Here is a 24,359-nt window from a genome sequence, read left to right as displayed (position 1 = left end):
CTCCCCGCGACCGGCTGTAGGGTCGCGCCATGACCGAGAACGCTCTTACCTTCAGCCACGATCAGGCGGACGCCTTCGACAACATTTCCTCCATGTTGAAAGGCGTCGGTGTCGATTTGGATGAGGGCATTCTAACGCCTGCAACCGAAGGCAAAATCTCCGTCGCCGCGGTCACCGGCAAAGCGGGTTCCGGCAAAACACACCTCCTCGCAGAGTTGGTGAAAGCGCTGCAGGACGCTGGCGTGGACATTGTGTCGGGTGATTACGAAGGCAAGCGAAAAAAAGACAAGCGCACCCTCGCCATCCTTGCCCCGACCAACAAGGCCGCAAGTGTTTTGCGGATGCGCGGCGTTCCCGCCACCACGATCCATCGCATCATATACACGCCGGTCTATGACCCGGAATACGAGAAGATTGCCGAGTGGCTGGCAGAAAACGGCGAACGCCCCGAAATCGAAGGCCTCACCGACGAAGCACTCGACCGCGCCGCCGAATTCTACAAGCTTAACAAGTCCATCCCGGGTGCGCTCGCAGCAGCGGGCTTGCGTGGTTCGGATTTTATCACCGGCTGGAAACGCCGCGACGATCCGCTCGACATCGGCTTCATCGACGAAAGCTCTATGCTGGATGACAAGCAGTACGAAGATCTGCGCGAGATTTTCTCAACGCTCGTTCTATTTGGTGATCCAGCGCAGCTTGCCCCCGTGAACCAATCCGGCGCCATGGTGTTCGACAAGCTTCCCGCACCTGCCGTCTATAACCTCGAACGCATCCACCGACAGGAAGCAGACAACCCGATCCTTGATCTCGCGCACGCCTTGGCGGATCCGCAACTTTCGTTTCAGGACTTTGAACGGATGATAGAGGATACCGCCCGCAGCGATGACCGGGTTATTCTCGGACAAAGGGTCGAGGTGGACCTGATGGCCCGCAGCCCCGTCCTTGTCTGGCGCAATGCGACACGCATTCGACTGATCAACGCATTCCGGCAAGTGCATCACGCACCCGAAGACGAACTTTTGGAAGGTGAACCCCTGATCTGTGATGGCATCGAACTGCCGCTCAAGCACCGCAAAAAGCGTCTGGATCTGGAAGCGCGCGGCCTTATCAAGGGCGCACAGGTTGTCTATCTCGGGCCCGGTCGAAAGCCGGGGTTCTCACGACTACACGTCATGGGGGCCGAAGATCCCCGTGTCTCGGCCGCTTCGATCGTGAAGATCGAAAAGCCCGACGAAGAAGAACCGTTTATCCCTTTCGCCGCCCGCATGGGCGCAACCTTCCTGCACGGTGCCGCCGTAACCATTCACAAGGCACAAGGCTCGCAGTGGGAAAACGTACAGGTCTTTGCTCCCGATCTCTTTGTCGCTGCCCGCATGAATCGCATCGAGGCCGGACAACCTCTTTGGAAGCGCCTGGCTTATGTTGCCATTACGCGGGCCAGCGAACGCCTTTATTGGGTTGTGCGGAACCGTCTGGCCAAGCCGACTTACGACCTGCGGATCGATGATCTGCCATCAGCACCTGCACCATTGGCGCTCGAAGTACAGGGAGAAGAGCCATGAAGAGCATTATAATCACTGGCGCCAGCCAAGGTATCGGACGCGCAACAGCCGAACTGTTCCTTGCAACCGGCTGGACGGTCGGGTTGCTTGCCCGCAGCGCGGACAAGCTGGAAGCGATCGCGCAAACGAATCCGAACGCGATTGTACTTCAGGCCGACGTAACAGACGAAACCGCCTTGGCAGACGCTTTTTCGATGTTTGTCGGCAAAGTCGGTCGCCTGGACGCCCTGTTCAACAACGCCGGTCTTTTTGGCCCGGCTGGCCCCATAGATCAGGTGCCCCTGACCGGATTTGACGAAGTAATGAACGTCAACGTGCGCGGCATGTTCATTGCGGCCCAACTCGCTTTTGCAGAAATGCGCAAACAGGCGCCACAGGGTGGCCGCATCATCAACAACGGTTCTCTGTCTGCCCATGTCCCGCGCGAGGGTTCTGTTTGTTACACCATGAGCAAACACGCCATTACAGGGCTCACCAGAACCTTGTCGCTGGACGGACGAGAACATGACATCGCTTGCGGTCAGATCGACATAGGCAATGCAGCCACGGACATGGTCTCTGGCCTGAACGACGCTCTGATAGCAGATGGCAAAGATCCAATCGCTACAATGGACGTCAATGACGCCGCCCGCTCTGTGTTGCATATGGCCGAAATGCCTTTGGCATCCAACGTCCAGTTCATGACCGTCATGGCGACCAAAATGCCCTTTATCGGGCGAGGATAGGTCCGACGGCCCCATGTCGAGACCGTCGCCATGACCTGCCACGTTCTACCCCGGGAAGAATGAAACACCGAACTTGAGCTGCCACTCGTCATTGGCCGCTCCGGAGGCGACATTCCTGTACGCGCCGATGTTGAAATCGATCGCGTTTCCACCCTTTGTGACAAAGGTTTTGCCAACCACTGCCCCCAGCGGAATTGTCCACTGATCCGCATCCCAATTGTAGATCCAGGTGTTGGAATACCCGACATAAGTCCCACCCAACACATTGGGCATATTGTAGAACAGGATCGGCTGAAGGGTCGAAACCGTCGCGTTTTCCCCCCACATATGTCCAGCGATCCCGCCATAGGAAAAGTTGCCGTTGAATCCGAAACCCACAACCCCGACTCCCGCGCCTTTGCCAAGAGTGGAGTACTTTGAACTCTGGGCAGTGGGCAGCGACGCCTGCAAACCGTACCCCATCTTGAATCCGCCATTATAGCTGTTGGGCACATAGAACGCCTGGATCATCGTATCGCCGAGACCGTAACTGGTCTTGCCGGACACCGGATCCTTCACGCCCACCGTGGGAATGATGCCCCGCAGAATGAAATTGGCGTTCTCACCTTCGAAGGTGTGAACCGGTTGCAACTGGAATTCCTTGCGCGCTGCGCCGCTGGCATCATAACTGATCGTGTTGTCGGTCAGGATGGCAGTGATCGGCGCAAGCGGGTCCTGTGCCTTTCGCGCGACTTGACAGGCTTCGTCACAATAGTCGTCGCCTTGGGCAAATGCAGGCGCAGAAATCACGGCACAGCTAACGGCGACAGAGAGGGCAAACTTACGAAACATTTTGGGATACCTTTGGCTAGTGATGCCCAAGATAAAGGTTTCCACACATTATATTTCAAATTTATTTGTATTAATGGGCGATTATTAGCTCATGCGCAGCTCGAACCTCAGATCACCCCCGCCGCAACAAGGTGAAGGCAGCCGAGGCACCCCAGCCCGCCGCGATGGCGATAGCCAGCGACATAAGCCCATAAATCAAAGGCTTCTGCCGCGACAAATCAAACAACCAACGCTCCAGGCCGACTTTTTTCACTGCAATCACAGTTTCAAACGTCGAGACCACCTGCCCGTCACGTGTCAAAAAAATTCGGGTTGGATAGCCACCTTCGGTCAGGTTGGCCGGCATGGAGATAGACGTCCTGAAAAGCGTCTGCTGATCGAACTGCACTGCGCCTTCGAGCATCTGGTAGAGCCCCTCGCTCTGCCGGATACGGATCACGGCCTCAGTGAACGCCTGCGCATCTGTCACCGACATGGGCGCCCCGACAGAGCGGATTGCGCGCGGAATTGACACCTTGTGGCGCTGATCCTCGACGTTTGACAGTACTTCGGAAAACGGCGCCGAGGTCGCCACGGCATAAAAGCTTGGCGCAGCATCCACATTCACGGCATCCGTGTTCACCCAAATCCCGAACCTGCGCTCCTTGCGACGCACAGTCAAAGGCCCCTTTGGTCCGGACACCGCAATCAACACTTCCAGCGGTTGCTCCGTCTTGATTGGTGCTTCGCGCTTCACAGCCCCGAACAGCAGGATTTCTGACCCGTCAAAGGTCGCGGTGATTGCCACCTTGTCCTGGCTCAGGCCCAGCACAACCTCCTCGGACCGCGCGGGCAACGCCAAGAGCGTGATTGCAACAAGGAAGAGCGCGCGCAGACCCATCAGTGCCCCTCCACCGCGCCGATCGTGAACAATTCAGCAGGCTGCAGCAAAAGATCCATCGCAAGCTTCGCGCAAACCAGAATGACAAGAAGCGCCAGAAGAATACGCAACTGCTCCGCTTTCAGATACGTGCCCAAGCGTGTGCCGATCTGGGCACCGATTACGCCGCCAACCAGCAAGAGAACCGCCAGTGCAATATCCACGGTATAGTTGGTGGTCGCGTGCAACAGTGTCGTGAAACCGGTCACAAAAATAATCTGGAACAGGCTCGTGCCAACAACAACCTTGGTTGGCATCCCCAGCAAATAGATCATGGCCGGCACCATAATGAACCCGCCACCGACGCCCATGATTGCACTCAGAATGCCTACCAGAATGCCAACCATCACCGGAGGGATCACGGAAATATAAAGCCCCGACACGCGGAACCGCATCTTGAAGGGCAATCCGTGGACCCAATTGTGTTTTTTACGGGTTGGCGGCTGGTTGCGCCTGGACTTGCGCAACGCGTTGAGGCTTTCCACGAACATCAGCGATCCGATGATGCCCAGAAAGACCACGTAGCAAAGCCTGACAAGCAGATCGACTTGTCCGAGCGCCTTCAAATAATTGAACACGACAACGCCAAGCGCCGCACCGATGAGACCGCCTATAAGCAACACGGTCCCCATCCTGAGGTCCACCGTTTTTCGCCTCAGATGCGCCAATACACCGGAGAAAGACGACGCAACGATCTGGTTGGCTTCGGTTGCTACGGCCACGGCTGGCGGGATGCCAATAAAGAACAAAAGCGGCGTCATCAAAAACCCGCCGCCTACGCCAAACATGCCCGACAAAATTCCCACCATGCCGCCCATGCCCAATAGCAAAAAGGCATTCACAGAGACTTCAGCGATGGGAAGGTAGATCTGCATATTTTTTGATAGCGCCAGCGGACGGCATAATGCAACCGCAGCAAAGCGGAAAAAACAGGTTAGGACAGATAGGTTATTGGAAACTGGACTTATCAGACGTCCAATTTTGGAGCGAACTCACCGAACATTTGCCGTGCCGCCGGCTTCTCACCGGCCCAAGGCACTCAATCGCAAAACACAGAGCGCACATCATATCTGGGCGCCGATAGCTTCTCTGGACGGGGCGCGACACCCCTGTTTTTCTCCGACCCTTCCAATCCCGGCGCCCTGGGTACCTGCAAACTGTCCGGGTCAAGCGCCCACCTTTGGCATTCGGACAATCCTTTGACAGACGGCGCATCCAGCATCCGCAAATCCACAATATGCCCCCGCCGATGCCCGACACCCACCGAAAAAACGAGCGCTTCATCCAAAGCGAACACCCGGGTGTCCAACCCAAAGAGCGTGTCCTCGTCCTGCCATTCGGCTCCATGTGCAAAAAGCAGCCCAAACCGGCCCGGCGGCACTAGCACGCGAAAAAACTCTCCGCCCCGTGCATACGCTGCAAGAACCTTGTCTCCGCTGGTCAAGTCGATCAGATAAACAACCGTATCTCCGCCGCTGTCCGTTTTGATTTGCAATGGGATCGTCGCGGGCAGTCCGGAGCGGTTCCACATAAGTCCCTGCGGGCGATCGGCAAGTGCCAACGTTGCTCCGGAAAGGAACGCTGCAACCGCCAAGATGCACCCAAGCTTCCGCACGCACTGTCTCCTTCGACGACAAAACCGGTTTGGGCTTTTAAGCCAACTCGACAGTATGGGCACCGCACCTTCGCCACGGCAACCGCTACGGTGGCAAATTCTTCGTGAGGCCGCATGAAAAAAACCCCCGAACCTTGCGATCCGGGGGTAAGTCGAAAAACGGGGGGAAACCGTTCAGACAAATTCAGTGAGGCTTACTTGCCGGCCTCCAACACATCTTCCAGTGTGCGCAGACCGGTCTTCGGAGCCTGCACCAATACGGACATGTTGCCCGGCTTGTGCTCATTGCGCAGCATCTTCATGTGCGCCTCTGGCAGATCAGCCCAGGAGAAACACTCCGACATGCAGGGATCGAGGCGGCGCTCGACCATCAGCTGGTTCGCTGCCGACGCCTGCTTGAGGTGGGCAAAGTGGGAACCCTGCAAACGCTTCTGGTGCATCCACATGTACCGAACGTCAAAGGTACAGTTGAAACCGGACGTACCCGCGCAGATCACGACCATACCGCCCTTTTTCACAACAAACGTGGACACAGGGAAAGTCGCTTCGCCAGGGTGTTCAAACACCATGTCAACGTTCACGCCCTTGCCGGTGATGTCCCAGATGGCTTTGCCGAACTTGCGCGCCTCTTTGAACCACTCGGCATATTCCGGAGTGTTAACAGTGGGAAGCTGACCCCAACAGTTGAAGTCTTTGCGGTTCAGAACGCCCTTCGCGCCAAGACCCATCACAAAGTCACGCTTGTCTTCGTCTGAAATAACACCGATCGCGTTGGCACCCGCCGTATTGATCAGCTGGATCGCATAGGATCCCAGTCCACCGGATGCGCCCCAGACCAGAACGTTTTGGCCCGGCTTGAGATCATGCGGTTCGTGACCGAACAACATGCGGTAGGCGGTCGCCAGTGTCAGCGTGTAGCATGCAGCTTCTTCCCAGGTCAGGTGCTTGGGACGCGGCATGAGCTGCTGCGCCTGCACGCGTGTAAACTGTGAGAACGAGCCGTCGGGTGTCTCGTAGCCCCAGATACGCTGGCTGTCAGAATACATCGGGTCGCCACCGTTGCAGTGCTCGTCGTCGCCGTCGTCTTGGTTGCAGTGGATCACAACTTCGTCGCCGACCTTCCAGCGCTTCACCTTGTCACCCACAGCCCAAACGATACCAGACGCGTCGGAGCCGGCAATGTGATAGGGTTGCTTGTGCACGTCAAACATGGAAATCGGCACGCCGAGACCCGCCCAGACCCCGTTGTAGTTCACACCGGCAGCCATAACCAGAACCAGCACTTCGTGGCTGTCCAGCGTCGGCACGTCTACCACTTCCTGAAGCATAGCCTTGTTCGGCTCGCCCTGACGCTCGCGACGGATCGCCCACGCGTACATCTGTTTCGGCACGTGACCCATCGGAGGCATCTCACCCACTTCGTACAGGTCTTTTTTGGGAGCGTCATAAGACGCGATTGCGCTTTCGGTATCCAGAGCCATCGTGCCCTCCAACTGTTGGTGTTGCCGCGATGCAGAATCGCGTTGTCTGACCATGAGATATCGGCCGAAAGGTAATATTGCAACTGCATTCAGGCTGGTTTTGAAATTTTATAACCCAGCGGGTGCAGCAAAAATTTCTGCAATTGCGAAATCACCGCAACAGATGGTCGATGGAATTGGCATAAAAAGAAAGCAGATCACGCCGATCAGGGATCGCTTCAAACCGTCCGGCGACACGGGAAATGACGCGGCGTTCTTCCAATATGCGGATGCCGACTTCCGTCGCATAGCTCAGGTCATCACGCGGCAAATGAACGTGCTCTGTGCGCAGTTTCTTCAGCCAGGTATCGTACTGCGTCTCGATCGCCCCGCGACTCAGCGGCGTGTCACTTGAACGAATAATGGAAGCCACCATCGGCGCCGGCAGCACCGGCACCACCCCGTTGATGCGCCCCATCAGTTCCCGCGCCAAAGGCTTTGCCAACTCGCCTTGATGATTTTCAGCAAACTCCGACAGCGACAACGGGCTACCAAAACTCACCGCCGCATATCCGAACTTGTGGTATTTTCCGCGCAACCGCAGCCAAATCTGCTTGAAAAAGAATCCCGCGATCACACTGATCTTCGCGTCGAAACGGCGGCCACCAGAAGCATTTGCATTCAACAATATCCGGTCTTCCAAGACCCGATCATAGTTCAGCGCCACCGGAACAAAGACCACGTCCCGCCCTCCTGGCTCAAATGGATCGGTGATGTACTTCAGAAGCCCGAGCTTGGGCTGCTGCGGCGAACCATCAAGGCTCAGCCCGCCCTCGGGGAACATGGCCTGTGTCACTCCGCCTTGTGTCGCGAGCCTGACATAGGCTGCCAAAACCTTGCGATACAAAGCATTCCGCGATTTCCGCCGGATGAAATACGCCCCCATCGCCTTGATCAATCGACTTAATGGCCACACCCGTGCCCATTCGCCGACGGCATAGGCCAACGCGGATCGCTGTGCTGCCAGATAGGTAACGAGCACGTAGTCCATGTTGCTGCGATGGTTCATCACGAACACGACCGTCGCATCCTTTGAAATTGCGTCGATCCCGCCTTCGTCAAAATGCACCAACCGCACACGGTACAGTGCGCGGCTCAGAAAACGTGCCGCGCGAATGGCGAACCCGAAATAGGCCGACGCCGAAAACGACGGCACGATTTCGCGCGCATAGCGTTTGGCTTCCTCAAAGGCGACGTTCTCCGGAATACCTTCCTCGGCCGCGTGTTCCGTCACAGCCTGAGCAACATCCGGCTGGTAGATCAGGCGCTGGATCATGTCGTGCCGACGCGCCAGCTTGAAAGGTTCGATCGGCCGCTCCAGGCGCTCGTTTAACTGCGACACGGCCTTTTCCATACGCCGCCGGAAGAACCAGCGTACGGACGGGAAAAGCAAATGGCTTGCAGCTGTCACCGCCGCAAACAGCAGGATCAGGATGAACAGCCAGACTGGTAACTCGACAGTTTGCGTCATGGCCCACCCTTGCAACGCAAAAAGCGCGCGGTAAACAACAAAATCGCCTCGCCCGGGCACAGCGAAAGGCAGACGACCTCGCGTCGCGCCTCGCCGCAACGCAGCGAAATCGCTTGCAAATGAAATTTCACACTTCTAGGTTCTCACGCAACAATATTGCCGCCGTGTTTTTTGACACTGATTCAGGAGGCCCCAAATGTCGCAGACGCAGCAAGACCGCCAGAAGGACCGCCCATGGCTGATCCGGACCTATGCCGGTCACTCCACCGCCAAGGCTTCCAATGCGCTCTACCGCTCCAACCTTGAAAAAGGTCAGACCGGTCTCTCCGTCGCATTCGACCTGCCGACCCAAACCGGCTACGACAGCGATCACGTTCTCTCGCGCGGAGAGGTCGGAAAGGTGGGCGTGCCGGTCTGTCACCTCGGAGATATGCGCACGCTGTTTGACCAGATCCCTCTGGAGCAGATGAACACCTCGATGACGATCAACGCCACGGCACCGTGGCTGTTGTCGCTCTACATCGCTGTTGCCGAAGAACAGGGCGCAGATGTCACGAAGCTTCAGGGCACCGTTCAGAACGACCTGATCAAGGAATACCTCAGCCGTGGCACCTATATCTGCCCACCAGAGCCCAGCCTCAAGATGATCGCGGACGTGGCAGAGTACTGCTACACCAACGTTCCCAAATGGAACCCGATGAACGTCTGCTCCTACCACCTGCAAGAAGCCGGCGCGACACCGGAACAGGAATTGGCCTTTGCACTGGCCACGGCGATTGCGGTCCTGGATGCCCTCAAGCCCCGCGTACCTGCCGAAGACTTCCCCGCCCTCGCAGGCAGAATCTCGTTCTTTGTAAATGCCGGTATTCGGTTCGTTACAGAGATGTGCAAAATGCGTGCCTTTGTGGATTTGTGGGATGAAATCCTCGAAACACGCTACGGCGTCGACAATCCGAAATACCGCCGCTTCCGCTATGGCGTTCAGGTCAACTCTCTTGGCCTTACCGAACAACAACCGGAAAACAACGTTTATCGAATTCTGATCGAAATGCTGGCTGTGACCCTTTCGAAAAAAGCCCGCGCCCGCGCGGTGCAATTGCCAGCATGGAACGAGGCGCTCGGTCTGCCCCGACCATGGGACCAGCAATGGTCCATGCGCATGCAACAAATTATGGCATTTGAAACCGACTTGCTGGAATACGACGATCTATTCGACGGCAACCCTGCGGTCGACGCGAAAGTCGAAGATCTCAAAGCCGGCGCGCGCCACGAACTGTCCAATCTTGAAAGCATGGGCGGAGCCATTGGCGCAATCGACTATATGAAATCCCGTCTCGTGGATTCCAACGCCGACCGCCTTGGCCGCATCGAAGCAGGTGAAACCGTCGTCGTAGGCGTGAACAAGTTCCAAAAGGGCGAGCCATCGCCTCTGATGACCGGTGATGGCGGCATCATGGTCGTTGATCCGGCTGTCGAACAGGAGCAGATCACCCGCCTGAATGACTGGCGCCGCGAGCGCGATACCGCTGCGGTCGAAAAAGCCCTCGCCGATCTGCGTGCCGCGGCCGCCAATGGTGAAAACGTCATGCCAGCGTCAATCGCCGCAGCCAAAGCAGGCGTTACGACTGGCGAATGGGCCGCGCAAATGCGCACGGTACACGGAGAATATCGCGGTCCCACAGGCGTTTCCGGCGCACCGTCAAACAAGACGGAAGGGCTGGAAGACCTCCGCTCCGCAGTGGACGCAGTATCCGACAAACTGGGGCGCCGTCTGAAATTCGTAATCGGCAAGCCCGGTCTCGACGGCCACTCCAACGGCGCCGAGCAGATTGCTTTCCGCGCCCGTGATTGCGGTATGGACATCACCTACGAGGGCATCCGCCTAACGCCGGAGGAGATTGTGTCCAAGGCCCTCGATGATGAAGCTCATGTTGTCGGCCTGTCGATCCTGTCCGGATCCCATATCCCGCTGGTCGAAGACCTCATGCATCGGATGCGTGAAGCTGGTCTGGGCGACACACCCGTGATCGTGGGCGGGATCATTCCCGACGACGATGCTGACCGGTTGCGCGCGATGGGTGTGGCCCGCGTCTATACGCCAAAAGACTTTGAGCTGAATACAATCATGAAAGACATTGTCACGCTGGCTGACCCAAAAGCGGTGGCCGCGGAATAGCGGATATCTTTCACCATTCTCAAATACTGGAACGCCGCGCCTTCATTTCGAATTGGCGCGGCGTTTTCATTTCCGGTGAAAATGCCCGTTCAATAACACTGATACAAATAGCAACTTGTCGCTCCCATTCGAACCTCGCCTAATGGCGTCAAGTCAATGAAGAGGATGGAATTGGCATGAATCTCGCGAAGAAATCGTACGAGGAATTGGTTGCGCTGAAAGCGGAAATCGAGATCGAGCTCAAAAAACGTGAAGCCGACCGCCGCAGGGATGCGCTAAAAGCGGTGGAAGACGCAGCGGAACAATTCGGCTACTCGCTGGCCGATCTGGCCGCAGCCACCGGACTGGGCCGACGCCGCGCGTCTCTCAACAAGGGCGTGCCGAAATACGCAGACCCGAAAGACAAAACCCGCACTTGGACAGGCAAAGGCCGAAAACCGAAGTGGTTTGACGAGGCACTTGCAGCCGGAGTTACCCCCGAGCAGATGGAAATCTGACGTCAGCTGCTTGGCTGCATCTAAAGTTTTTGGCGTTTTAGCGCCAACTCGAGAAAGTCCTTCTGGTCAAATCAGCTTGCATCCACATGCAAGTTTGAAGCATCAGGAGGACTACTGATTTTGTTCCAATCAAAGGTGACCCCATGACCGTTCACATCGGCGCCAAGCCAGGCGACATCGCTGAAACCGTTCTTCTTCCCGGTGATCCCTACCGAGCGCGCTGGGCGGCAGAAAATTTCCTTGAGGATGCGGTCTGTGTGAACGAAGTGCGCGGCATGCTCGGCTTCACCGGCACCTACAAAGGTAATCGCGTCACCATTCACGGGTCCGGCATGGGCATGCCCTCGCTGTCGATCTATGTCAACGAGCTGATCAAAGACTACGGCGCAAAGACCTTGATCCGTATTGGCTCCGCCGGTGGCATGCAGGAACACGTGAAAGTGCGCGACGTGGTCATCGCCATGACAGCTTCCACGCTATCCACACCCTCCCGCGGCATCTTCAAGGAACTGAACTTTGCACCTTGCGCCGATTATGGCCTGCTGCGTGCAGCGGCCGATGCGGCACAAGCCAAAGGCACACCGACACACGTTGGCGGTATCTACAGCTCGGATGTTTTCTATGACGAACGCCCGGACCTGAATGAGCAGATGGTGCGCCACGGCATTCTCGGCGTCGAAATGGAAGCCGCCGAACTGTACAATCTCGCCGCTCGTTACGGCGTTCGGGGTCTCGCGGTTCTGACAATCTCCGATCACCTGCTGACGGGCGAAGCCCTGCCTTCCGAGGATCGCGAACAAAGCTTTGGAGATATGGTCGAAATCGCTCTGGAAGCCGCCTTCGCCTGAAGACTTTCAATAACCGCAAAACGCAACGCCCGCCCCTTTAACCGGCGCGGGCGTTGTTTTTTGGACATTGATACCGACGCGATGCCGACGTTTTGCAGCCACGTTGCAGCCTGACAAAACCGCTTTCTGTCAGCGGCTTAACCTCTGATTCGACTTACTCCACCGTGATCGTGATAACCGCGGATGCCACCGGAGGGTTGTGCGGCACATGGAACTCGTCGCCAAGCACCAGCTGAAGCGTATGCGTACCGGCGGGCAGATCCAGCATCACCTCAGTTTGTCCCCCTCCAAAGTGCTTGTGGTTGTCGTCCGTAGGCACTCCGTTTTCCAGCAGTTCAGCGTCCTCAGTGCCTTCACCAAGCGGCGGTCTGTTGATGAAAATGTGGTGGTGACCGGTGTTTTCCTTCTCGGTTCCCGCGGGGGCAACCCCCATACCGGAAAGCCCCATCTGGATCATCACGGGACTGGTGACCGTGGCGCCATCCTCAAGATTAATGAAATAGACTTTCGCCCCATCAGGCGACGGTGTCTCCCCGGCGAAAGCCATTCCGGCTGAAAACGCGGCCGCCAAAAATGTCATTCGTTTCATTTGCTTACCTCCAGATACCTAAAACTATGCATCAAGCATAACAGGCAACGGGGGTTCTGCCTAATGACAGGCCTGCAAAGCTCAGCGCCCGTGCGTTCTGTCGTATCCATTGGCGGAAGGCTGTGTCCATTCACCCAGCGCACCCGCCTTTGGCTCAAAGACTTCGACGAGCAACGGGTGACAGGCAGCCACATCCGAACTGTGCTCAGCACTGCAATCGCCGCCGGGGCAAGCCGAAAGACCGCCAAGAAGATCAATCTCGGCAAAAAACTCAAGATAATCACCGGGCTGAACCGGGCTCGCCTTCATAAAGTACTGGCCGGTATCGCGGGTGAAGCCAGTACACATAAAAACATTCAACACGTCGTGCACATGCGGCTCGGCTTCCACCAGAGAAAGCCCCATGTGGTCGGCCAGCGCCCGCGTCAAATTCGAATGACAGCAGTAATGATATTGGTTTTCATTCAATAGGTTAGACGTATAGGGATCACATCGCGTACCGATGACATCATGTACGGAACCGCCAAATTCATCGATGCCGTACCATCCCAGCGTATCGGCTACGATCGTCGCCATCGGCCGCAGCGTCGGAAAGCTCGACCACAACCGCTCTCCGGTGGTCACATGCGTACCGTGAAGCGCGCGCGTCTTTCCAGAATAGAACCGCTCCGACAGGTCATGCAAGTTCCAGAAATTCAGGTCTCCGACCTGCGGGCCTTCTACCGACGTGATCCGCACAAAGTGCCCTGCAGGCACTTCGAAACACCGCGCATCCCGAGCCGGAACCAGTGTCTCTGCCACCTTTTGCGCCCCGTCCCGAGCCGCTTGATAAAGGGCCAAAGGCGCCTCCGGCAAAGTTTCGTTGGGATAACAGATCACCGGTTTCACAGCCCGCCGGGCGTCGGCATCTTTTGGTGCATCACACATCCGCTATCCCCTTGATTTCCAGATCAGACAGACCGCCCTACCGCGCGACCCGAGAAAATACAGCCGCCAAGGAACGTGCCTTCCAGAGCGTTATAGCCGTGATAGCCACCACCGCCAAAACCTGCAACTTCGCCCGCCGCGAACAGCCCGTCAAATGCGCTGCCATCCGGACGCAGAACCTGACCGGTGACATCCGTATGCAATCCCCCAAGGGATTTGCGCGTCAGAATATTCAAACGCACGGCGATCAGCGGTCCATTCTCTCGATCCAGTATCTGGTGCGGTTTTGCTGTACGGATCAACCGATCGCCACGATAGTTTCGGGCACCACGGATGGCGGTAACCTGAGCGTCCTTGCTGAACTCGTTGTCGATTTGCGCATCCCGCATCTGGATCTGTGTGCGGATCTTTTCGAGATCCACTGGGACTTGGGGCGTTATCTTGTTCATGTCCGCGACCAGCTCTTCAAGAGTGTCGGCCACGACAAAGTCCTCACCGTGTTCTTTGAACGCTTCTACCGGGGCTGGCGCTCCTTTATTCATCATCCGCCGGCGCAACACCTCCGACCACTTGCCCGACGTCAGGTCCGGGTTTTGCTCGGACCCCGAGAGCGCAAATTCCTTTTCGATGATCTTCTGAGTCAGGATGAACCAGCTGTGTTCATGCCCCGTCGACAGGATCCGCTTCAGCGTGCCAAGGCTGTCAAACCCGGGAAGATAGGGAGCTTCCATACGCTCGCCGTCCGCATCAAACCACATCGAACTTGGTCCCGGCAGAATACGAATTCCGTGGTTCGGCCAGATAGGATCCCAGTTCGCAAGTCCCTCTGTGTAATGCCACATGCGGTCGCCGTTGATTATTGCGGCGCCAGCGCCCTCGGCAACCCGCTGCATTTGTCCATCAACATAGTCCGGGACGCCGGCTACCATGCGTTGCGGCGGCTTTCCAAGCCGGTCTTCCGGCCAGTATTGGCGCACCATGTCATGATCACCACCGATCCCTCCCGTAGTGATCACCACTGCCTCTGCGCGATGTTCAAATGTACCGACGACTTTCCGATTGGTCGACATCCCGCGATCTGCGCCGTCATCGGACAGAATCTCACCCTGCACGCCTTTGACAACGCCGCCTTCGACGATCAAGCCACTGACCTTGCGCCGGAATTCCATCGTAATACGGCAGGCGGATGCATGCGCGCGCACCAAGCGCTCAAAGGGCGCAACCACGCCCGGTCCCGTGCCCCAAGTGATGTGAAAACGCGGCACGGAGTTGCCGTGCCCGTGGGCCATCTCTCCACCGCGCTCGGCCCACCCCACAATCGGGAACCAACGCATGCCGATCGAATGAAGCCAGGGGCGCATTTCACCCGCGGCAAAATCAAGGTACGCTTCGGCCACTTTGCGCGGGTTCGCATCTTCAGGCCGGTCGAATTGGGCCGACCCCATCCAGTCACCGGACGCAAGTGCGTGGCTGTCCTTGATGCCCATACGCCGCTGTTCCGGCGTGTCGATCATGAACAGCCCCCCAAGTGACCAAAAGGCTTGTCCGCCGAGGCTCTGTTCTCCCTCCTGGTCCAGCAGAAGAACCTTACGTCCTCTGTCTGCCGCTTCATTTGCAGCCACAAGACCGGCCAAACCGCCGCCAACAACAATCACGTCAAACATGACAAAGCCTCCCCGTTTCCAGAGAGGCTAGTCAATCGAATGGGATGCTCCAAGAGCAACCTAGCGTCAGGACTTTACGTTACTCCGCGACGGGGAGCGCGCGGTGCCCTTAAGCAGCCTTTACATACTCGTAATAGGTTTCGCTGGCCGAGTTATCCACCTGGCGCAGTGGCAGGTTGTAATAGGCATAGGATTGCTCCAGCAGTTCCAGAGCGCGGGCAGCGAAATCTTCGGTTTTGACATTATCTGAGGGCGACATGAACTGATCTCCAAATGGGTTGCGTCTACCCCCTCCCTGACCCGCATATAGGACCGCGCTGCGTCGCAGAAAAGCCACGTCTGCGCAAAGGCGCCATGCAAAATATGCAATGGCATACTTCTGCGCACAATTGTCGGAAATTCACAAAGAGTCCTGCGACTTCAACGCAGTGTCGTGATCTGTAACACCAGCATTGCCAGTCCGGCTACCAGTGTTCTCCAAGGATTTTGCTGATTGGCTGGATACCATACTTTTTTGCAAATTCGGTATAGAGATGGCCGTCGCTGTCCATCCGTTTGTCTTTCCAGCCACCCTCATCGACCCAGGTGCTGCGCCGCATTACAAACTGCATGGCATCTATGTAGCCGGCTCCAATAGGCAGTCCGGAAAGAACCACTTCAAGGGTGTTTTCCTCGCCTTTGAACCGCCGCAGCCCATCACGAACCGCGGTGCATCCTTTCAGAATGATCGGGAAAATAAGGATGTCAAAGCGGTCTCCAGTGACATACGCGTCCGGCCGGGTCCGAAAAACCTTCCGCTGCAACCAGTTCCCTGTGCGATTGCGTATCTTGGGTTTGAAAGCGCTGACAGCTGCGTCCTTCAGCGTTTGCACTGCATCGGGATAAAAAACGTTGTCGGCGTTGGTCATTATCAACCATTCGCCCTTTGCAGCGCCAATTCCCCTATCCCTGTTAGAATGTCCCCAATCGTTTTCACGTTCATCGGAAACAAAAGTCCGCACCTCGGGCAAGCCCTCAATGCCTTCTAAGTCTTTGCTGTAGGGGTGTTCTTTCGGGCCGTCGTGATAGATCAGGATTTCGAAGTCCTTGCAGGTCTGATCCGCGAAACACTGGATCGCGCGACGAAATTCGTCGCGCGACACCGACCGGTCGTAGTCAACCATGATGACACTGAAAAGCGGCCCCATAGGTGTGTCTTTCAAGACGTGGCGTTAGACGTGTCGCTCTACCAGCATTTTTTTGATCTCTGCAATGGCCTTGGCCGGGTTCAAACCCTTGGGGCAGGTCTTCGCACAGTTCATGATCGTGTGGCAGCGATACAGCTTGAACGGATCTTCGAGATCGTCCAGACGCTCTCCCGTCGCCTCGTCACGGCTGTCGATTATCCAGCGGTAGGCATGCAAAAGCGCGGCTGGGCCAAGATACTTGTCGCCGTTCCACCAGTAGCTCGGGCAAGACGTCGAGCAGCTGGCGCACATTACACATTCATAGAGACCGTCAAGCTTCTTGCGGTCTTCGATCGATTGCTTCCACTCTTTCGCGGGACGATTTGTCTTGGTCTCAAGCCAAGGCATGATTGAGGCGTGCTGAGCGTAAAAGTGCGTCAGGTCGGGGATCAGGTCCTTCACCACCGGCATGTGCGGAAGCGGGTAGATTTTCACGTCGCCTTTGACTTCGTCCAGACCATAGATACAGGCCAATGTGTTGATCCCGTCAATGTTCATCGCACAGGATCCGCAGATCCCTTCCCGGCAGGAGCGGCGGAACGTGAGAGTCGGATCAATCTCGTTTTTGATCTTAATCAGCGCGTCCAGAACCATCGGCCCGCATTTGTCCATATCGACAAAATAAGTGTCCACACTCGGGTTTTTGCCGTCATCCGGATTCCAGCGATAGATCTGGAACTTGCGCACATTCTTTGCGCCTTCCGGCTTGGGCCAGGTCTTGCCGGTCGTGATCCGGCTGTTCTTGGGGAGGGCAAATTCGACCATGGTCTTTCCTTCCTATCCGCGGGCTAGCGCGCGATGCGCATCCCTTCGTTCCTTCTCAGGCCTTTCGACGGTCTGCGTCAAAAAGCGATTGATTGTCTTTCACCAGTGCAGCCACTTTTTTGCGGGCCTGTTGTGGCAGACCCAGGCCATTCAGCTGGCGCATGAATTCCAGAGAGCCCGCATTCAGGCTCTGATTGCTCCGCCCCTCAAGGGGCGATAGCGCGTCAATCTCGTCACTGGTCAAACCAGCCAACGTCAAAAGCTGCCGACCAGGGCGATCCGCGGTTGTTTCATCCTCAAGTGCAAATACGCTGAGGCGGTCGTCGCCGACCACAGCTGCGACCTCTTGTGCCACAGCAGGCCAGTCGCGCGCGTCTCTGACATCCGCATCAAACTGGGCTTTTGAGCCCGCATAACTGTCCGACTTAACAGCCTGATTATACACGCTCTTCAACCACGCATCCCGTGCACGGGTATAGATCACATAGTCCGGTTTGAACGGTGCCAAATGAGCATCGATCAGTCCGACTATCTCACCCGCACGCGGATAAAGCTCGCGCACGTCGCGGCGTCCCATCATCGCGCCAATGATGTTTTCGTGGCTGATGATACAAACGCTGTCACCACCTTCGAGGTCGGCTCTGACCTGTTCCAGCAGGCCAACCAGCGACGCTTTATGGGCCGCCGGCTTGAGGCTGTACAAGGCACAGGTTTTTCCCAACTCACGGACAACGGATCCTTTTACCGGAACGCGAATATCGACCTTCCCCGCAAGCGTTTCCTGATTAAGTTTCAGAAACCGATGCAAGGAGGTCGACCCGGTTTTCTGGGCACCAATATGAACGATGACCCGCCGGTTAGCCGATATGTCGCGTACCGCGTCCAAGATCCTGCCTTAGAAGGTCCGCGCCTTGGGCGCGATCTTTTTGAGGCTGATACCGCCTTGGTCTTCGTTGGTCAGAGGATCAACGATCACAGGACGATAGCTCAGGTCTACCTTGTTGCCGTCAACGCGGCTGACCGTGTGCACGCGCCAGTTATCATCATCACGCTCGGAATAATCCTCATGCGCATGTGCGCCGCGGCTTTCCTTACGCGCTTCCGCACCGTGAATGGTCGCCAGAGCGTTTGGCATCAGGTTTGTGAGTTCCAGCGTCTCCATCAGGTCGCTGTTCCAGACAAGCGATGTGTCGGTAACGTGCAGATCGTCCATCTTGGAGGCGATCGCCGTCATCTTGTCCACGCCTTCCTTCAGCGTCTTGTCGGTGCGGAACACCGCTGCATCAGCTTGCATGCAGTGCTGCATCTCCAGGCGCAGTTCCGCAGTCGGAACGCCGCCCTTGGCGTTCCGCAAACCGTCAAACCGGTCGAACGCCGCATCAACCGACGCTTGGTTCAGAACAGGATTAGGAGCGTCCGCATCCACGACTTTGCCCGCGCGGATCGCAGCAGCACGCCCGAAGACGACGAGGTCAATCAGCGAGTTGGACCCAAGACGGTTCGCTCCGTGCACAGAAGCACACCCTGCTTCGCCCACGGCCATCAGACCCGGCACAACGGCGGTCGGATCATCCTGCGTCGGATTCAGTACCTCGCCCCAATAGTTGGTCGGGATACCACCCATATTGTAGTGCACGGTCGGCAAAACCGGGATCGGTTCCTTGGTAACATCTACGCCTGCAAACACTTTCGCGCTTTCCGAAATACCCGGAAGTCGTTCCGCCAGCGCGTCAGCTGGCAGGTGGTTGAGGTTCAGGAAAATGTGGTCGCCATTTTCACCGACACCACGACCTTCGCGGATTTCCATTGTCATGGAGCGGGAGACGTAGTCACGCGGCGCGAGATCTTTGTACTGGGGCGCATAACGCTCCATGAAACGCTCGCCTTCGGAGTTGGTCAAATACCCTCCCTCACCGCGCGCACCTTCTGTGATCAGGCAGCCGGAGCCATAAATACCAGTCGGGTGGAATTGCACGAACTCCATGTCCTGCAGCGCAAGCCCTGCGCGCGCAACCATGCCGCCGCCGTCACCTGTGCAAGTGTGCGCGGAAGTCGCCGAGAAATACGCACGACCATAGCCGCCTGTCGCCAGAACCACCATTTTGGCATTGAAGACGTGCATGGTGCCGTCATCCAGCTTCCAGCAAACCACACCCTGGCACTGACCGTCATCGGACATGATCAGATCAATCGCGAAATACTCGATATAGAACTCGGCGTTGTTCTTCACCGACTGGCCATAAAGCGTGTGCAAGATCGCGTGACCGGTCCGGTCTGCCGCAGCACAGGTCCTTTGTACCGCTGGGCCTTCGCCAAATTCGGTGGTGTGCCCACCAAACGGCCGCTGATAGATTTTGCCTTCTTCGGTACGCGAGAACGGCACACCGTAGTGCTCCAGCTCATAGACGGCCTTGGGGGCTTCACGCGCGAGGTATTCCATCGCGTCGGTATCACCAAGCCAGTCAGAGCCTTTCACAGTGTCATACATGTGCCACTGCCAGCTGTCGGGGCCCATGTTGCCCAACGACGCGGCAATACCACCTTGCGCCGCAACGGTGTGCGAACGGGTCGGAAAGACCTTTGTAACGCAAGCCGTGCGAAGACCTTGTTCCGCCATGCCGAGCGTCGCACGCAGACCGGCGCCGCCAGCCCCCACCACGACCACGTCATATTCATGAGTTTCGTATTCGTATTCAGCCATGTCTCAGATCCTCAAAGCGCGATTTTCGCCAGCGCGAACAGGCCAGCCGCGGTCAGGCCATAGGTCATGGTGATCACCAGCATGATAAGAACCTTTCGGGTCGACTTGCGGGTGTAATCTTCGATCATCATCTGAGCGCCCTTGCGGAAGTGCGCGAGGCCAAACACCAGCACCAGCCCAGACAGGATTGCGGGGAACGGGCGGCTCAGTGTCGCGATGACATGTTCATAGGAGGAGCCCAGCAAAGAGCCGAACATGTAGATGAAAGCCGGAACGATGAAGGCCAAGCCTACCGCGCTGACCTGCATGTACCAGTGATGTTCGGTGCCGGCGTGTGCTGCACCACGCCCTTCAGCGCGCTTGCGGTCTGTCAGAAAACGCATGATGGGCCCCCTCAGACGATGATGATTGTGAGAACGGTCAAAACGACCGAACCGACGATGCAGGCCCAGCCCAGCTTTTCCGCGGTCGGAATATCAAGGCCTTTGCCTGCGTCGAAAATCAGGTGACGCAATCCGGCAAGGTAATGATACCAGATGCCAAGCGCGGACAGCGCGAAGATAACATCGCCCAGCAGGCTCGTGGCAAATCCGTCAGCCACGGCAAAATGCTCGGGGCCGGCCGCTGCGGCCAGCAACCACCAAACGATGATGAAAGTGGTGACGATCAGCGCATTGCCAGTGACCCGCGTAAGGATCGACGTCATCGACGTCAGCTGCGGGCGATAGATCGTCAGGTGAGGAGAAAGCGGGCGCTCGACCCTTTTCGCGTCAGCCATGTTGAATCCTTTCAGGTTCCCTTGCCACTTTACTAACGTTTTTTCGCGGCCTGTCACCTTTGAGGCCAGCAAAAACCCGCGCTTTTTTGGCACAGTTGGCGCTTTATTTGACCTTTGTGATCACACCCAAAAGATCGTGATCACAAAAATCAAATCCAATAATTTTAGTCAGAATAATCCAGCGAAATTTGCAAGATTTCGCGAGAGAATACCCCGAATCCGTCGTTACGAAAACTGTTTGCGCTCACATGGACGGCCAAATTCATCGATTGTCCGCAAATTGTTCGGCCACTTCCCGAATGAGCTTTTGCCTGATCCGCGCGGGATAATCAGCAAATCCATTTGCCGTTACCACAAAAGCTCCAGACCCCGTGATCACATTCTCCCAGAAATAGCCTGTCAAATCGGCTTCATCGGTCTCTATGACCAAAGCATTCACGGTGACCCCCAGATTATCCAACCGTGAACGTCCTTCTGACGGTTCGATACCTTCGTTTGACACCCCATCCCCCGAAACGTCGATCACTTTCCGTCGGCACTCGGGTGCCTGCTCGATTAAGTCCGCGCCACGCCACAAGGCATCCCCAATCGCGGTTGAGTACTTCGTCCACGCGCGCGGCATTTGCTCGACTGCAACCGCCAGCGCTTCCGCCTCGATCGTGTTACGAACCCGCGTCCAGGGCACGGAAACCTGCTGTCGACGTTCCCCGGTCCACTGCATTAAAGCGACGGCGGCCTCAGCTTTGATCAACGCCTCAACGACAACACCATCCCGCAAGCCAGCGGCCAGCCCGTCCATTTGTATCCGATACTCCTGGGCATCTACGCTTCCGGACACGTCCACAGCCAACAACAGCGCTATGTCACAGGCGGAGGCTGGTGGTGCCATCAGGCACAAAGATATCGACAAGTTGCGCAACATCCCGACACCCTACATGTCACCGGGTTATCCTGAAATCACCTTGTTGAGTGGATCAAAACCCGGGTGCCATTTCGACAAGCGCATCCGCAAATTCGGTGCACATAACAATCTCACGAAACTCCGGATCATAATATGCGTTGGCTTCTCCGCATGCGATAACCGACACATCCAGATTGCGCGGCAAGCGGAACTCTTCGTTCAACGCCTGGATTTCCGCCTCGATAATATCAACCGTCAACTGCCCACCGTCCGTATCGACTTCGACATCACGCATGCGGATTGTATTTCCACCGCTCGTTGCGGTGATCTCATCCATCGCCCCGCCCCAGCTGTCAGCGGCCTGATCATACTCTTCCGGACAGTATTCAGCCCGTTCTTCCGGCAACCCAAGATCAAAGGCGACGTCCTCCCGCTCCTCCGGATTGGCGCCATAGAAGATGCAAACAGTGTTGTAATAACGCTGCAAATCAGGCCCATGCACATCCCAGAAAACAATTTCCGGCGCGGCTTCGGCCTCTCCGAGGAACCCGAAGGCCGCGTCGTATGCGATCTGAACGGCCGAGTCTTCTTCAAAGAATGCGTCAATCAGAAAGATCGACAGAACATCCGCTGCATCTTCTTCCTGACCAAAGATCGGAAGGCCTAGGATGTCGATCAAGGCGTGCCCCAACTCGTGATAGAAGATCCCGAGCAGATTGTTCTCCACAAAGGCCAGAGTGGCTTCATCGGAGCGGTCAAAATCAACCTCTGCCTGCACAGGGCAGGCAAGGGTCAACAAGCACGAGACGAGACAACGCTTTAACATGACCTGATCAGGTCGGCATCAGTGCCCAGTAGTCAAGATCAAGCAACACATCAGGCAGATATTTTCCGTCGTCACCCTTGAGTTCAAACGGCGCGCCCCCCTTGGTTGCAACAAGCCTCAAACGGATCGCCCCGACGCCGGGTGCTGAAGTCTCGGCTTTGTCCAACACCTCGGACCATGCCTTTACAGTAAGTCCCGAAAACGCGGGATTGGCATGTGCACCACCGTTGAGCCCGACGATCATCTGTGCATTTGCCAGCCCATTAAATGACAGCGCCCGCGCAAGGGAAATGATGTGTCCACCGTAAATCAAACGCTGGCCATCCGGCCGGAATGTCGCGTCAAAGTGCACCTTTGCAGTATTCTGCCAAAGGCGTGTCGCCATCATGTGCTCTGCCTCTTCAAGCGTCACACCGTCGACGTGGTCAATGGTTTCACCAACTTCGTAGTCATCCCATCGATGGTCTTCGCCTGCCTGACCAAAGTCATAGTTGGAGAAATTGAGTCCCTCAGGAATGACCAAATCGGCAGGATCAATCACCTTGGACAGTTCTGGAACGACGGTTTCAGGCGCCGGCGCGTCGATGTCGCGTTTTCGCACCATCACCCAGCGGACATACTCCATGACCACTTCGTCGCGTTGATTCACGCCTCGTGTCCGCACATAAACAACGCCGGTTTTGCCGTTAGAGTTCTGCTTCAAGCCAATCACTTCGCTCGACGACCGAAGTGTATCGCCAGCATAAACAGGCCTCAGCCAGCGCCCCTCGGCGTAACCGAGGTTCGCCACAGCGTTCAACGACACATCCGGGACGGTTTTGCCAAAGACCACATGGAACGCTGCCAGATCATCCAGCGGAGACTGCGGCAGGCCCGAAGCCCGTGCAAATTCATCACTCGAATACAAAGCATGGCGCGCTGGATAGAGGGCATGATAAAGCGCCCGCTCTCCAGCTCCCACCGAGCGCGGTACAGCGTGCTCGATCACCTGCCCGAGCGAATAGTCTTCAAAAAACCGGCCCGAATTTGTCTTGGCCATTTAGTGCTCTCCCAGTTTGGTCTCCGGGGTGTAGGTGCCTTCGACTTCCTTCACCACGGATTGACCACAGCGCATTACGCCGGTCTTGTGGCAGAAAGTCTGCGTCGGCGAGCCGTAAAGCTCCCACCCCTTGTTGAGGGCGTCGGTCACCTTGTGACAGAACGCCGATGTGTCTTCTTCCGATAGAAAACGATAAAGTTTCATGGCCTTAAGCTCCAAATGGGGACGGGCCGACCAGCCCGTGAATGAAGCCAATTACACCCATCAAGATAACGGATGCCACAAAGAACATTCCGTCCTTGGCGATGGTGCCGTTTTCCGTTGGCTTCCAGGGACCTTCGGCGCGATTGATGACCACAATCTCGAGAATTGCCCAAGCAAGCAGGCCGCCGAAGAGCACCAACGAAGGCATGTCGGGGTTGACCCAAATGTGCGCCGCGGCCCACAGCGAGAAGCCGATCAGCATCGGATGGCGAACACCATTCAATAGACGCCCCTTTCGCGGTGCAGGGCTCATCATGAAGATCGCAATCAGGACCACCAGATTATTGATGTGCTTCGCAAAGCTTGGTGTCGACCAAAGAACATCCGTTACTTCCGCCGCGCGATAGCCCACAACCATCAGCACCACAGACACAAGCAGGGCAAGGGCGACCATTCCCTTACCTTTGTCCCCCATGGGCTCCCGAACGCCCGGCACAGCACGTTTGAAAAAATGGGCCACGGCCCACAAAAGAACTCCCAAAACCAATAATGTCATCTCGCTCCCTCGCTGGATA

Annotated in this window: 26 protein-coding genes; 5 read left to right on the top strand and 21 right to left on the bottom strand. The window is 56.7% G+C overall.

What is annotated here, in order from left to right:
• Nucleotides 1–29: 29 nt before the first annotated feature.
• Nucleotides 30–1,562: an ATP-dependent DNA helicase gene (locus tag BXY66_RS02930; protein ID WP_132858680.1), complete on the top strand. Its 1,533-nt coding sequence runs from the start codon at nucleotides 30–32 to the stop codon at nucleotides 1,560–1,562.
• Nucleotides 1,559–2,287: an SDR family oxidoreductase gene (locus BXY66_RS02925; RefSeq protein ID WP_132858679.1), complete on the top strand. Its 729-nt coding sequence runs from the start codon at nucleotides 1,559–1,561 to the stop codon at nucleotides 2,285–2,287. The genes BXY66_RS02930 and BXY66_RS02925 overlap by 4 nt, the downstream gene beginning before the upstream one ends.
• A 45-nt stretch (nucleotides 2,288–2,332) precedes the next feature.
• Here the strand turns inward: BXY66_RS02925 and BXY66_RS02920 are convergent, their stop codons facing one another.
• From BXY66_RS02920 to BXY66_RS02895, 6 genes are all read right to left on the bottom strand, one after another.
• Nucleotides 2,333–3,118 (bottom strand): hypothetical protein, encoded by a 786-nt coding sequence (locus tag BXY66_RS02920; protein WP_132858678.1) that lies wholly within the window; start codon nucleotides 3,116–3,118, stop codon nucleotides 2,333–2,335.
• Between the two features lie 112 nt (nucleotides 3,119–3,230).
• Nucleotides 3,231–3,998, bottom strand: a complete 768-nt coding sequence (locus tag BXY66_RS02915; RefSeq protein WP_132858677.1) for a TIGR02186 family protein — start codon at nucleotides 3,996–3,998, stop codon at nucleotides 3,231–3,233.
• Nucleotides 3,998–4,912: a sulfite exporter TauE/SafE family protein gene (locus tag BXY66_RS02910; RefSeq protein ID WP_132858676.1), complete on the bottom strand. Its 915-nt coding sequence runs from the start codon at nucleotides 4,910–4,912 to the stop codon at nucleotides 3,998–4,000. The genes BXY66_RS02915 and BXY66_RS02910 overlap by 1 nt, the downstream gene beginning before the upstream one ends.
• Before the next feature lie 164 nt (nucleotides 4,913–5,076).
• Complete coding sequence (locus BXY66_RS02905) at nucleotides 5,077–5,652, bottom strand: hypothetical protein (RefSeq protein ID WP_132858675.1); 576 nt, start codon at nucleotides 5,650–5,652, stop codon at nucleotides 5,077–5,079.
• 194 nt (nucleotides 5,653–5,846) lie between these two features.
• Complete coding sequence (ccrA, locus tag BXY66_RS02900; protein WP_132858674.1) at nucleotides 5,847–7,133, bottom strand: crotonyl-CoA carboxylase/reductase; 1,287 nt, start codon at nucleotides 7,131–7,133, stop codon at nucleotides 5,847–5,849.
• Between the two features lie 151 nt (nucleotides 7,134–7,284).
• Nucleotides 7,285–8,643, bottom strand: coding sequence for a 1-acyl-sn-glycerol-3-phosphate acyltransferase (locus tag BXY66_RS02895; RefSeq protein ID WP_132858673.1), 1,359 nt, complete (start codon nucleotides 8,641–8,643; stop codon nucleotides 7,285–7,287).
• A 196-nt stretch (nucleotides 8,644–8,839) separates the two neighbouring features.
• On the opposite strand from BXY66_RS02895, the gene BXY66_RS02890 reads away from it, so the two are divergent.
• The 3 genes from BXY66_RS02890 to deoD all read left to right on the top strand — a co-directional run bounded on the left by BXY66_RS02890 (nucleotide 8,840) and on the right by deoD (nucleotide 12,164).
• Nucleotides 8,840–10,819: a protein meaA gene (locus tag BXY66_RS02890; protein WP_132858672.1), complete on the top strand. Its 1,980-nt coding sequence runs from the start codon at nucleotides 8,840–8,842 to the stop codon at nucleotides 10,817–10,819.
• 176 nt (nucleotides 10,820–10,995) lie between these two features.
• Nucleotides 10,996–11,316 (top strand): H-NS histone family protein, encoded by a 321-nt coding sequence (locus BXY66_RS02885; protein WP_132858671.1) that lies wholly within the window; start codon nucleotides 10,996–10,998, stop codon nucleotides 11,314–11,316.
• 143 nt (nucleotides 11,317–11,459) lie between these two features.
• Nucleotides 11,460–12,164 (top strand): purine-nucleoside phosphorylase, encoded by a 705-nt coding sequence (gene deoD / locus BXY66_RS02880; RefSeq protein WP_132858670.1) that lies wholly within the window; start codon nucleotides 11,460–11,462, stop codon nucleotides 12,162–12,164.
• A 154-nt stretch (nucleotides 12,165–12,318) separates the two neighbouring features.
• Here the strand turns inward: deoD and BXY66_RS02875 are convergent, their stop codons facing one another.
• The 15 genes from BXY66_RS02875 to BXY66_RS02810 all read right to left on the bottom strand — a co-directional run bounded on the left by BXY66_RS02875 (nucleotide 12,319) and on the right by BXY66_RS02810 (nucleotide 24,340).
• On the bottom strand, nucleotides 12,319–12,753 hold the full coding sequence (locus BXY66_RS02875; protein ID WP_132858669.1) for a DUF4399 domain-containing protein: 435 nt from the start codon (nucleotides 12,751–12,753) through the stop codon (nucleotides 12,319–12,321).
• A gap of 81 nt (nucleotides 12,754–12,834) precedes the next feature.
• On the bottom strand, nucleotides 12,835–13,680 hold the full coding sequence (locus tag BXY66_RS02870) for an urea carboxylase-associated family protein (RefSeq protein ID WP_132858668.1): 846 nt from the start codon (nucleotides 13,678–13,680) through the stop codon (nucleotides 12,835–12,837).
• Between the two features lie 23 nt (nucleotides 13,681–13,703).
• A complete protein-coding gene (locus BXY66_RS02865; protein ID WP_132858667.1) occupies nucleotides 13,704–15,344 on the bottom strand; it encodes an FAD-binding dehydrogenase in 1,641 nt (546 codons plus the stop codon).
• A 109-nt stretch (nucleotides 15,345–15,453) separates the two neighbouring features.
• Entirely contained in the window at nucleotides 15,454–15,603 is a 150-nt protein-coding gene (locus BXY66_RS20395; RefSeq protein ID WP_165929092.1) for a hypothetical protein, read from the bottom strand.
• A gap of 205 nt (nucleotides 15,604–15,808) precedes the next feature.
• Nucleotides 15,809–16,507, bottom strand: a complete 699-nt coding sequence (locus tag BXY66_RS02860; RefSeq protein WP_165929091.1) for a glycosyltransferase family A protein — start codon at nucleotides 16,505–16,507, stop codon at nucleotides 15,809–15,811.
• Between the two features lie 48 nt (nucleotides 16,508–16,555).
• Nucleotides 16,556–17,335, bottom strand: a complete 780-nt coding sequence (locus tag BXY66_RS02855) for a succinate dehydrogenase iron-sulfur subunit (RefSeq protein WP_132858665.1) — start codon at nucleotides 17,333–17,335, stop codon at nucleotides 16,556–16,558.
• Nucleotides 17,336–17,390: 55 nt separating this feature from the next.
• A complete protein-coding gene (locus BXY66_RS02850) occupies nucleotides 17,391–18,221 on the bottom strand; it encodes a hypothetical protein (RefSeq protein ID WP_132858664.1) in 831 nt (276 codons plus the stop codon).
• A 9-nt stretch (nucleotides 18,222–18,230) separates the two neighbouring features.
• Nucleotides 18,231–20,036, bottom strand: a complete 1,806-nt coding sequence (gene sdhA / locus BXY66_RS02845) for a succinate dehydrogenase flavoprotein subunit (RefSeq protein ID WP_132858663.1) — start codon at nucleotides 20,034–20,036, stop codon at nucleotides 18,231–18,233.
• A gap of 11 nt (nucleotides 20,037–20,047) precedes the next feature.
• On the bottom strand, nucleotides 20,048–20,419 hold the full coding sequence (gene sdhD / locus BXY66_RS02840) for a succinate dehydrogenase, hydrophobic membrane anchor protein (protein WP_132858662.1): 372 nt from the start codon (nucleotides 20,417–20,419) through the stop codon (nucleotides 20,048–20,050).
• 11 nt (nucleotides 20,420–20,430) lie between these two features.
• On the bottom strand, nucleotides 20,431–20,814 hold the full coding sequence (gene sdhC / locus BXY66_RS02835; RefSeq protein WP_132858661.1) for a succinate dehydrogenase, cytochrome b556 subunit: 384 nt from the start codon (nucleotides 20,812–20,814) through the stop codon (nucleotides 20,431–20,433).
• A 262-nt stretch (nucleotides 20,815–21,076) separates the two neighbouring features.
• Nucleotides 21,077–21,703 carry a DUF1194 domain-containing protein gene (locus tag BXY66_RS02830; RefSeq protein ID WP_243694281.1) on the bottom strand — a complete coding sequence of 209 codons (627 nt, stop codon included), beginning with the start codon at nucleotides 21,701–21,703 and terminating at the stop codon, nucleotides 21,077–21,079.
• Nucleotides 21,704–21,788: 85 nt separating this feature from the next.
• Complete coding sequence (locus BXY66_RS02825; protein ID WP_243694280.1) at nucleotides 21,789–22,511, bottom strand: DUF4344 domain-containing metallopeptidase; 723 nt, start codon at nucleotides 22,509–22,511, stop codon at nucleotides 21,789–21,791.
• A 37-nt stretch (nucleotides 22,512–22,548) separates the two neighbouring features.
• Entirely contained in the window at nucleotides 22,549–23,580 is a 1,032-nt protein-coding gene (locus BXY66_RS02820) for a MaoC family dehydratase (RefSeq protein ID WP_132858658.1), read from the bottom strand.
• Nucleotides 23,581–23,784: a DUF1737 domain-containing protein gene (locus tag BXY66_RS02815; protein ID WP_132858657.1), complete on the bottom strand. Its 204-nt coding sequence runs from the start codon at nucleotides 23,782–23,784 to the stop codon at nucleotides 23,581–23,583. It abuts the gene before it with no gap.
• A gap of 4 nt (nucleotides 23,785–23,788) precedes the next feature.
• A complete protein-coding gene (locus tag BXY66_RS02810) occupies nucleotides 23,789–24,340 on the bottom strand; it encodes an NnrU family protein (protein ID WP_132858656.1) in 552 nt (183 codons plus the stop codon).
• Between the last annotated feature and the right edge of the window lie 19 nt (nucleotides 24,341–24,359).

Origin of the sequence: Shimia isoporae (assembly GCF_004346865.1) — a bacterium.
Taxonomy (GTDB): Bacteria; Pseudomonadota; Alphaproteobacteria; order Rhodobacterales; family Rhodobacteraceae; genus Shimia; species Shimia isoporae.
The sequence above is the reverse complement of the archived record's forward strand: the minus strand, read 5'-3'. Positions and strand labels throughout refer to the sequence as shown.

Excerpts from the sequence above, each read along its gene's own strand:
- BXY66_RS02930 (WP_132858680.1), top strand. The coding sequence starts at position 30 with ATGACCGAGAACGCTCTTACCTTCAGCCACGATCAGGCGGACGCCTTC.
- BXY66_RS02925 (WP_132858679.1), top strand. The coding sequence starts at position 1,559 with ATGAAGAGCATTATAATCACTGGCGCCAGCCAAGGTATCGGACGCGCA.
- BXY66_RS02920 (WP_132858678.1), bottom strand. The coding sequence starts at position 3,118 with ATGTTTCGTAAGTTTGCCCTCTCTGTCGCCGTTAGCTGTGCCGTGATT.
- BXY66_RS02915 (WP_132858677.1), bottom strand. The coding sequence starts at position 3,998 with ATGGGTCTGCGCGCGCTCTTCCTTGTTGCAATCACGCTCTTGGCGTTG.
- BXY66_RS02910 (WP_132858676.1), bottom strand. The coding sequence starts at position 4,912 with ATGCAGATCTACCTTCCCATCGCTGAAGTCTCTGTGAATGCCTTTTTG.
- ccrA (WP_132858674.1), bottom strand. The coding sequence starts at position 7,133 with ATGGCTCTGGATACCGAAAGCGCAATCGCGTCTTATGACGCTCCCAAA.
- BXY66_RS02895 (WP_132858673.1), bottom strand. The coding sequence starts at position 8,643 with ATGACGCAAACTGTCGAGTTACCAGTCTGGCTGTTCATCCTGATCCTG.
- BXY66_RS02890 (WP_132858672.1), top strand. The coding sequence starts at position 8,840 with ATGTCGCAGACGCAGCAAGACCGCCAGAAGGACCGCCCATGGCTGATC.
- BXY66_RS02885 (WP_132858671.1), top strand. The coding sequence starts at position 10,996 with ATGAATCTCGCGAAGAAATCGTACGAGGAATTGGTTGCGCTGAAAGCG.
- deoD (WP_132858670.1), top strand. The coding sequence starts at position 11,460 with ATGACCGTTCACATCGGCGCCAAGCCAGGCGACATCGCTGAAACCGTT.
- BXY66_RS02875 (WP_132858669.1), bottom strand. The coding sequence starts at position 12,753 with ATGAAACGAATGACATTTTTGGCGGCCGCGTTTTCAGCCGGAATGGCT.
- BXY66_RS02870 (WP_132858668.1), bottom strand. The coding sequence starts at position 13,680 with ATGTGTGATGCACCAAAAGATGCCGACGCCCGGCGGGCTGTGAAACCG.
- BXY66_RS02865 (WP_132858667.1), bottom strand. The coding sequence starts at position 15,344 with ATGTTTGACGTGATTGTTGTTGGCGGCGGTTTGGCCGGTCTTGTGGCT.
- BXY66_RS20395 (WP_165929092.1), bottom strand. The coding sequence starts at position 15,603 with ATGTCGCCCTCAGATAATGTCAAAACCGAAGATTTCGCTGCCCGCGCT.
- BXY66_RS02860 (WP_165929091.1), bottom strand. The coding sequence starts at position 16,507 with ATGGTTGACTACGACCGGTCGGTGTCGCGCGACGAATTTCGTCGCGCG.
- BXY66_RS02855 (WP_132858665.1), bottom strand. The coding sequence starts at position 17,335 with ATGGTCGAATTTGCCCTCCCCAAGAACAGCCGGATCACGACCGGCAAG.
- sdhA (WP_132858663.1), bottom strand. The coding sequence starts at position 20,036 with ATGGCTGAATACGAATACGAAACTCATGAATATGACGTGGTCGTGGTG.
- sdhD (WP_132858662.1), bottom strand. The coding sequence starts at position 20,419 with ATGCGTTTTCTGACAGACCGCAAGCGCGCTGAAGGGCGTGGTGCAGCA.
- sdhC (WP_132858661.1), bottom strand. The coding sequence starts at position 20,814 with ATGGCTGACGCGAAAAGGGTCGAGCGCCCGCTTTCTCCTCACCTGACG.
- BXY66_RS02830 (WP_243694281.1), bottom strand. The coding sequence starts at position 21,703 with ATGGCACCACCAGCCTCCGCCTGTGACATAGCGCTGTTGTTGGCTGTG.
- BXY66_RS02820 (WP_132858658.1), bottom strand. The coding sequence starts at position 23,580 with ATGGCCAAGACAAATTCGGGCCGGTTTTTTGAAGACTATTCGCTCGGG.
- BXY66_RS02815 (WP_132858657.1), bottom strand. The coding sequence starts at position 23,784 with ATGAAACTTTATCGTTTTCTATCGGAAGAAGACACATCGGCGTTCTGT.
- BXY66_RS02810 (WP_132858656.1), bottom strand. The coding sequence starts at position 24,340 with ATGACATTATTGGTTTTGGGAGTTCTTTTGTGGGCCGTGGCCCATTTT.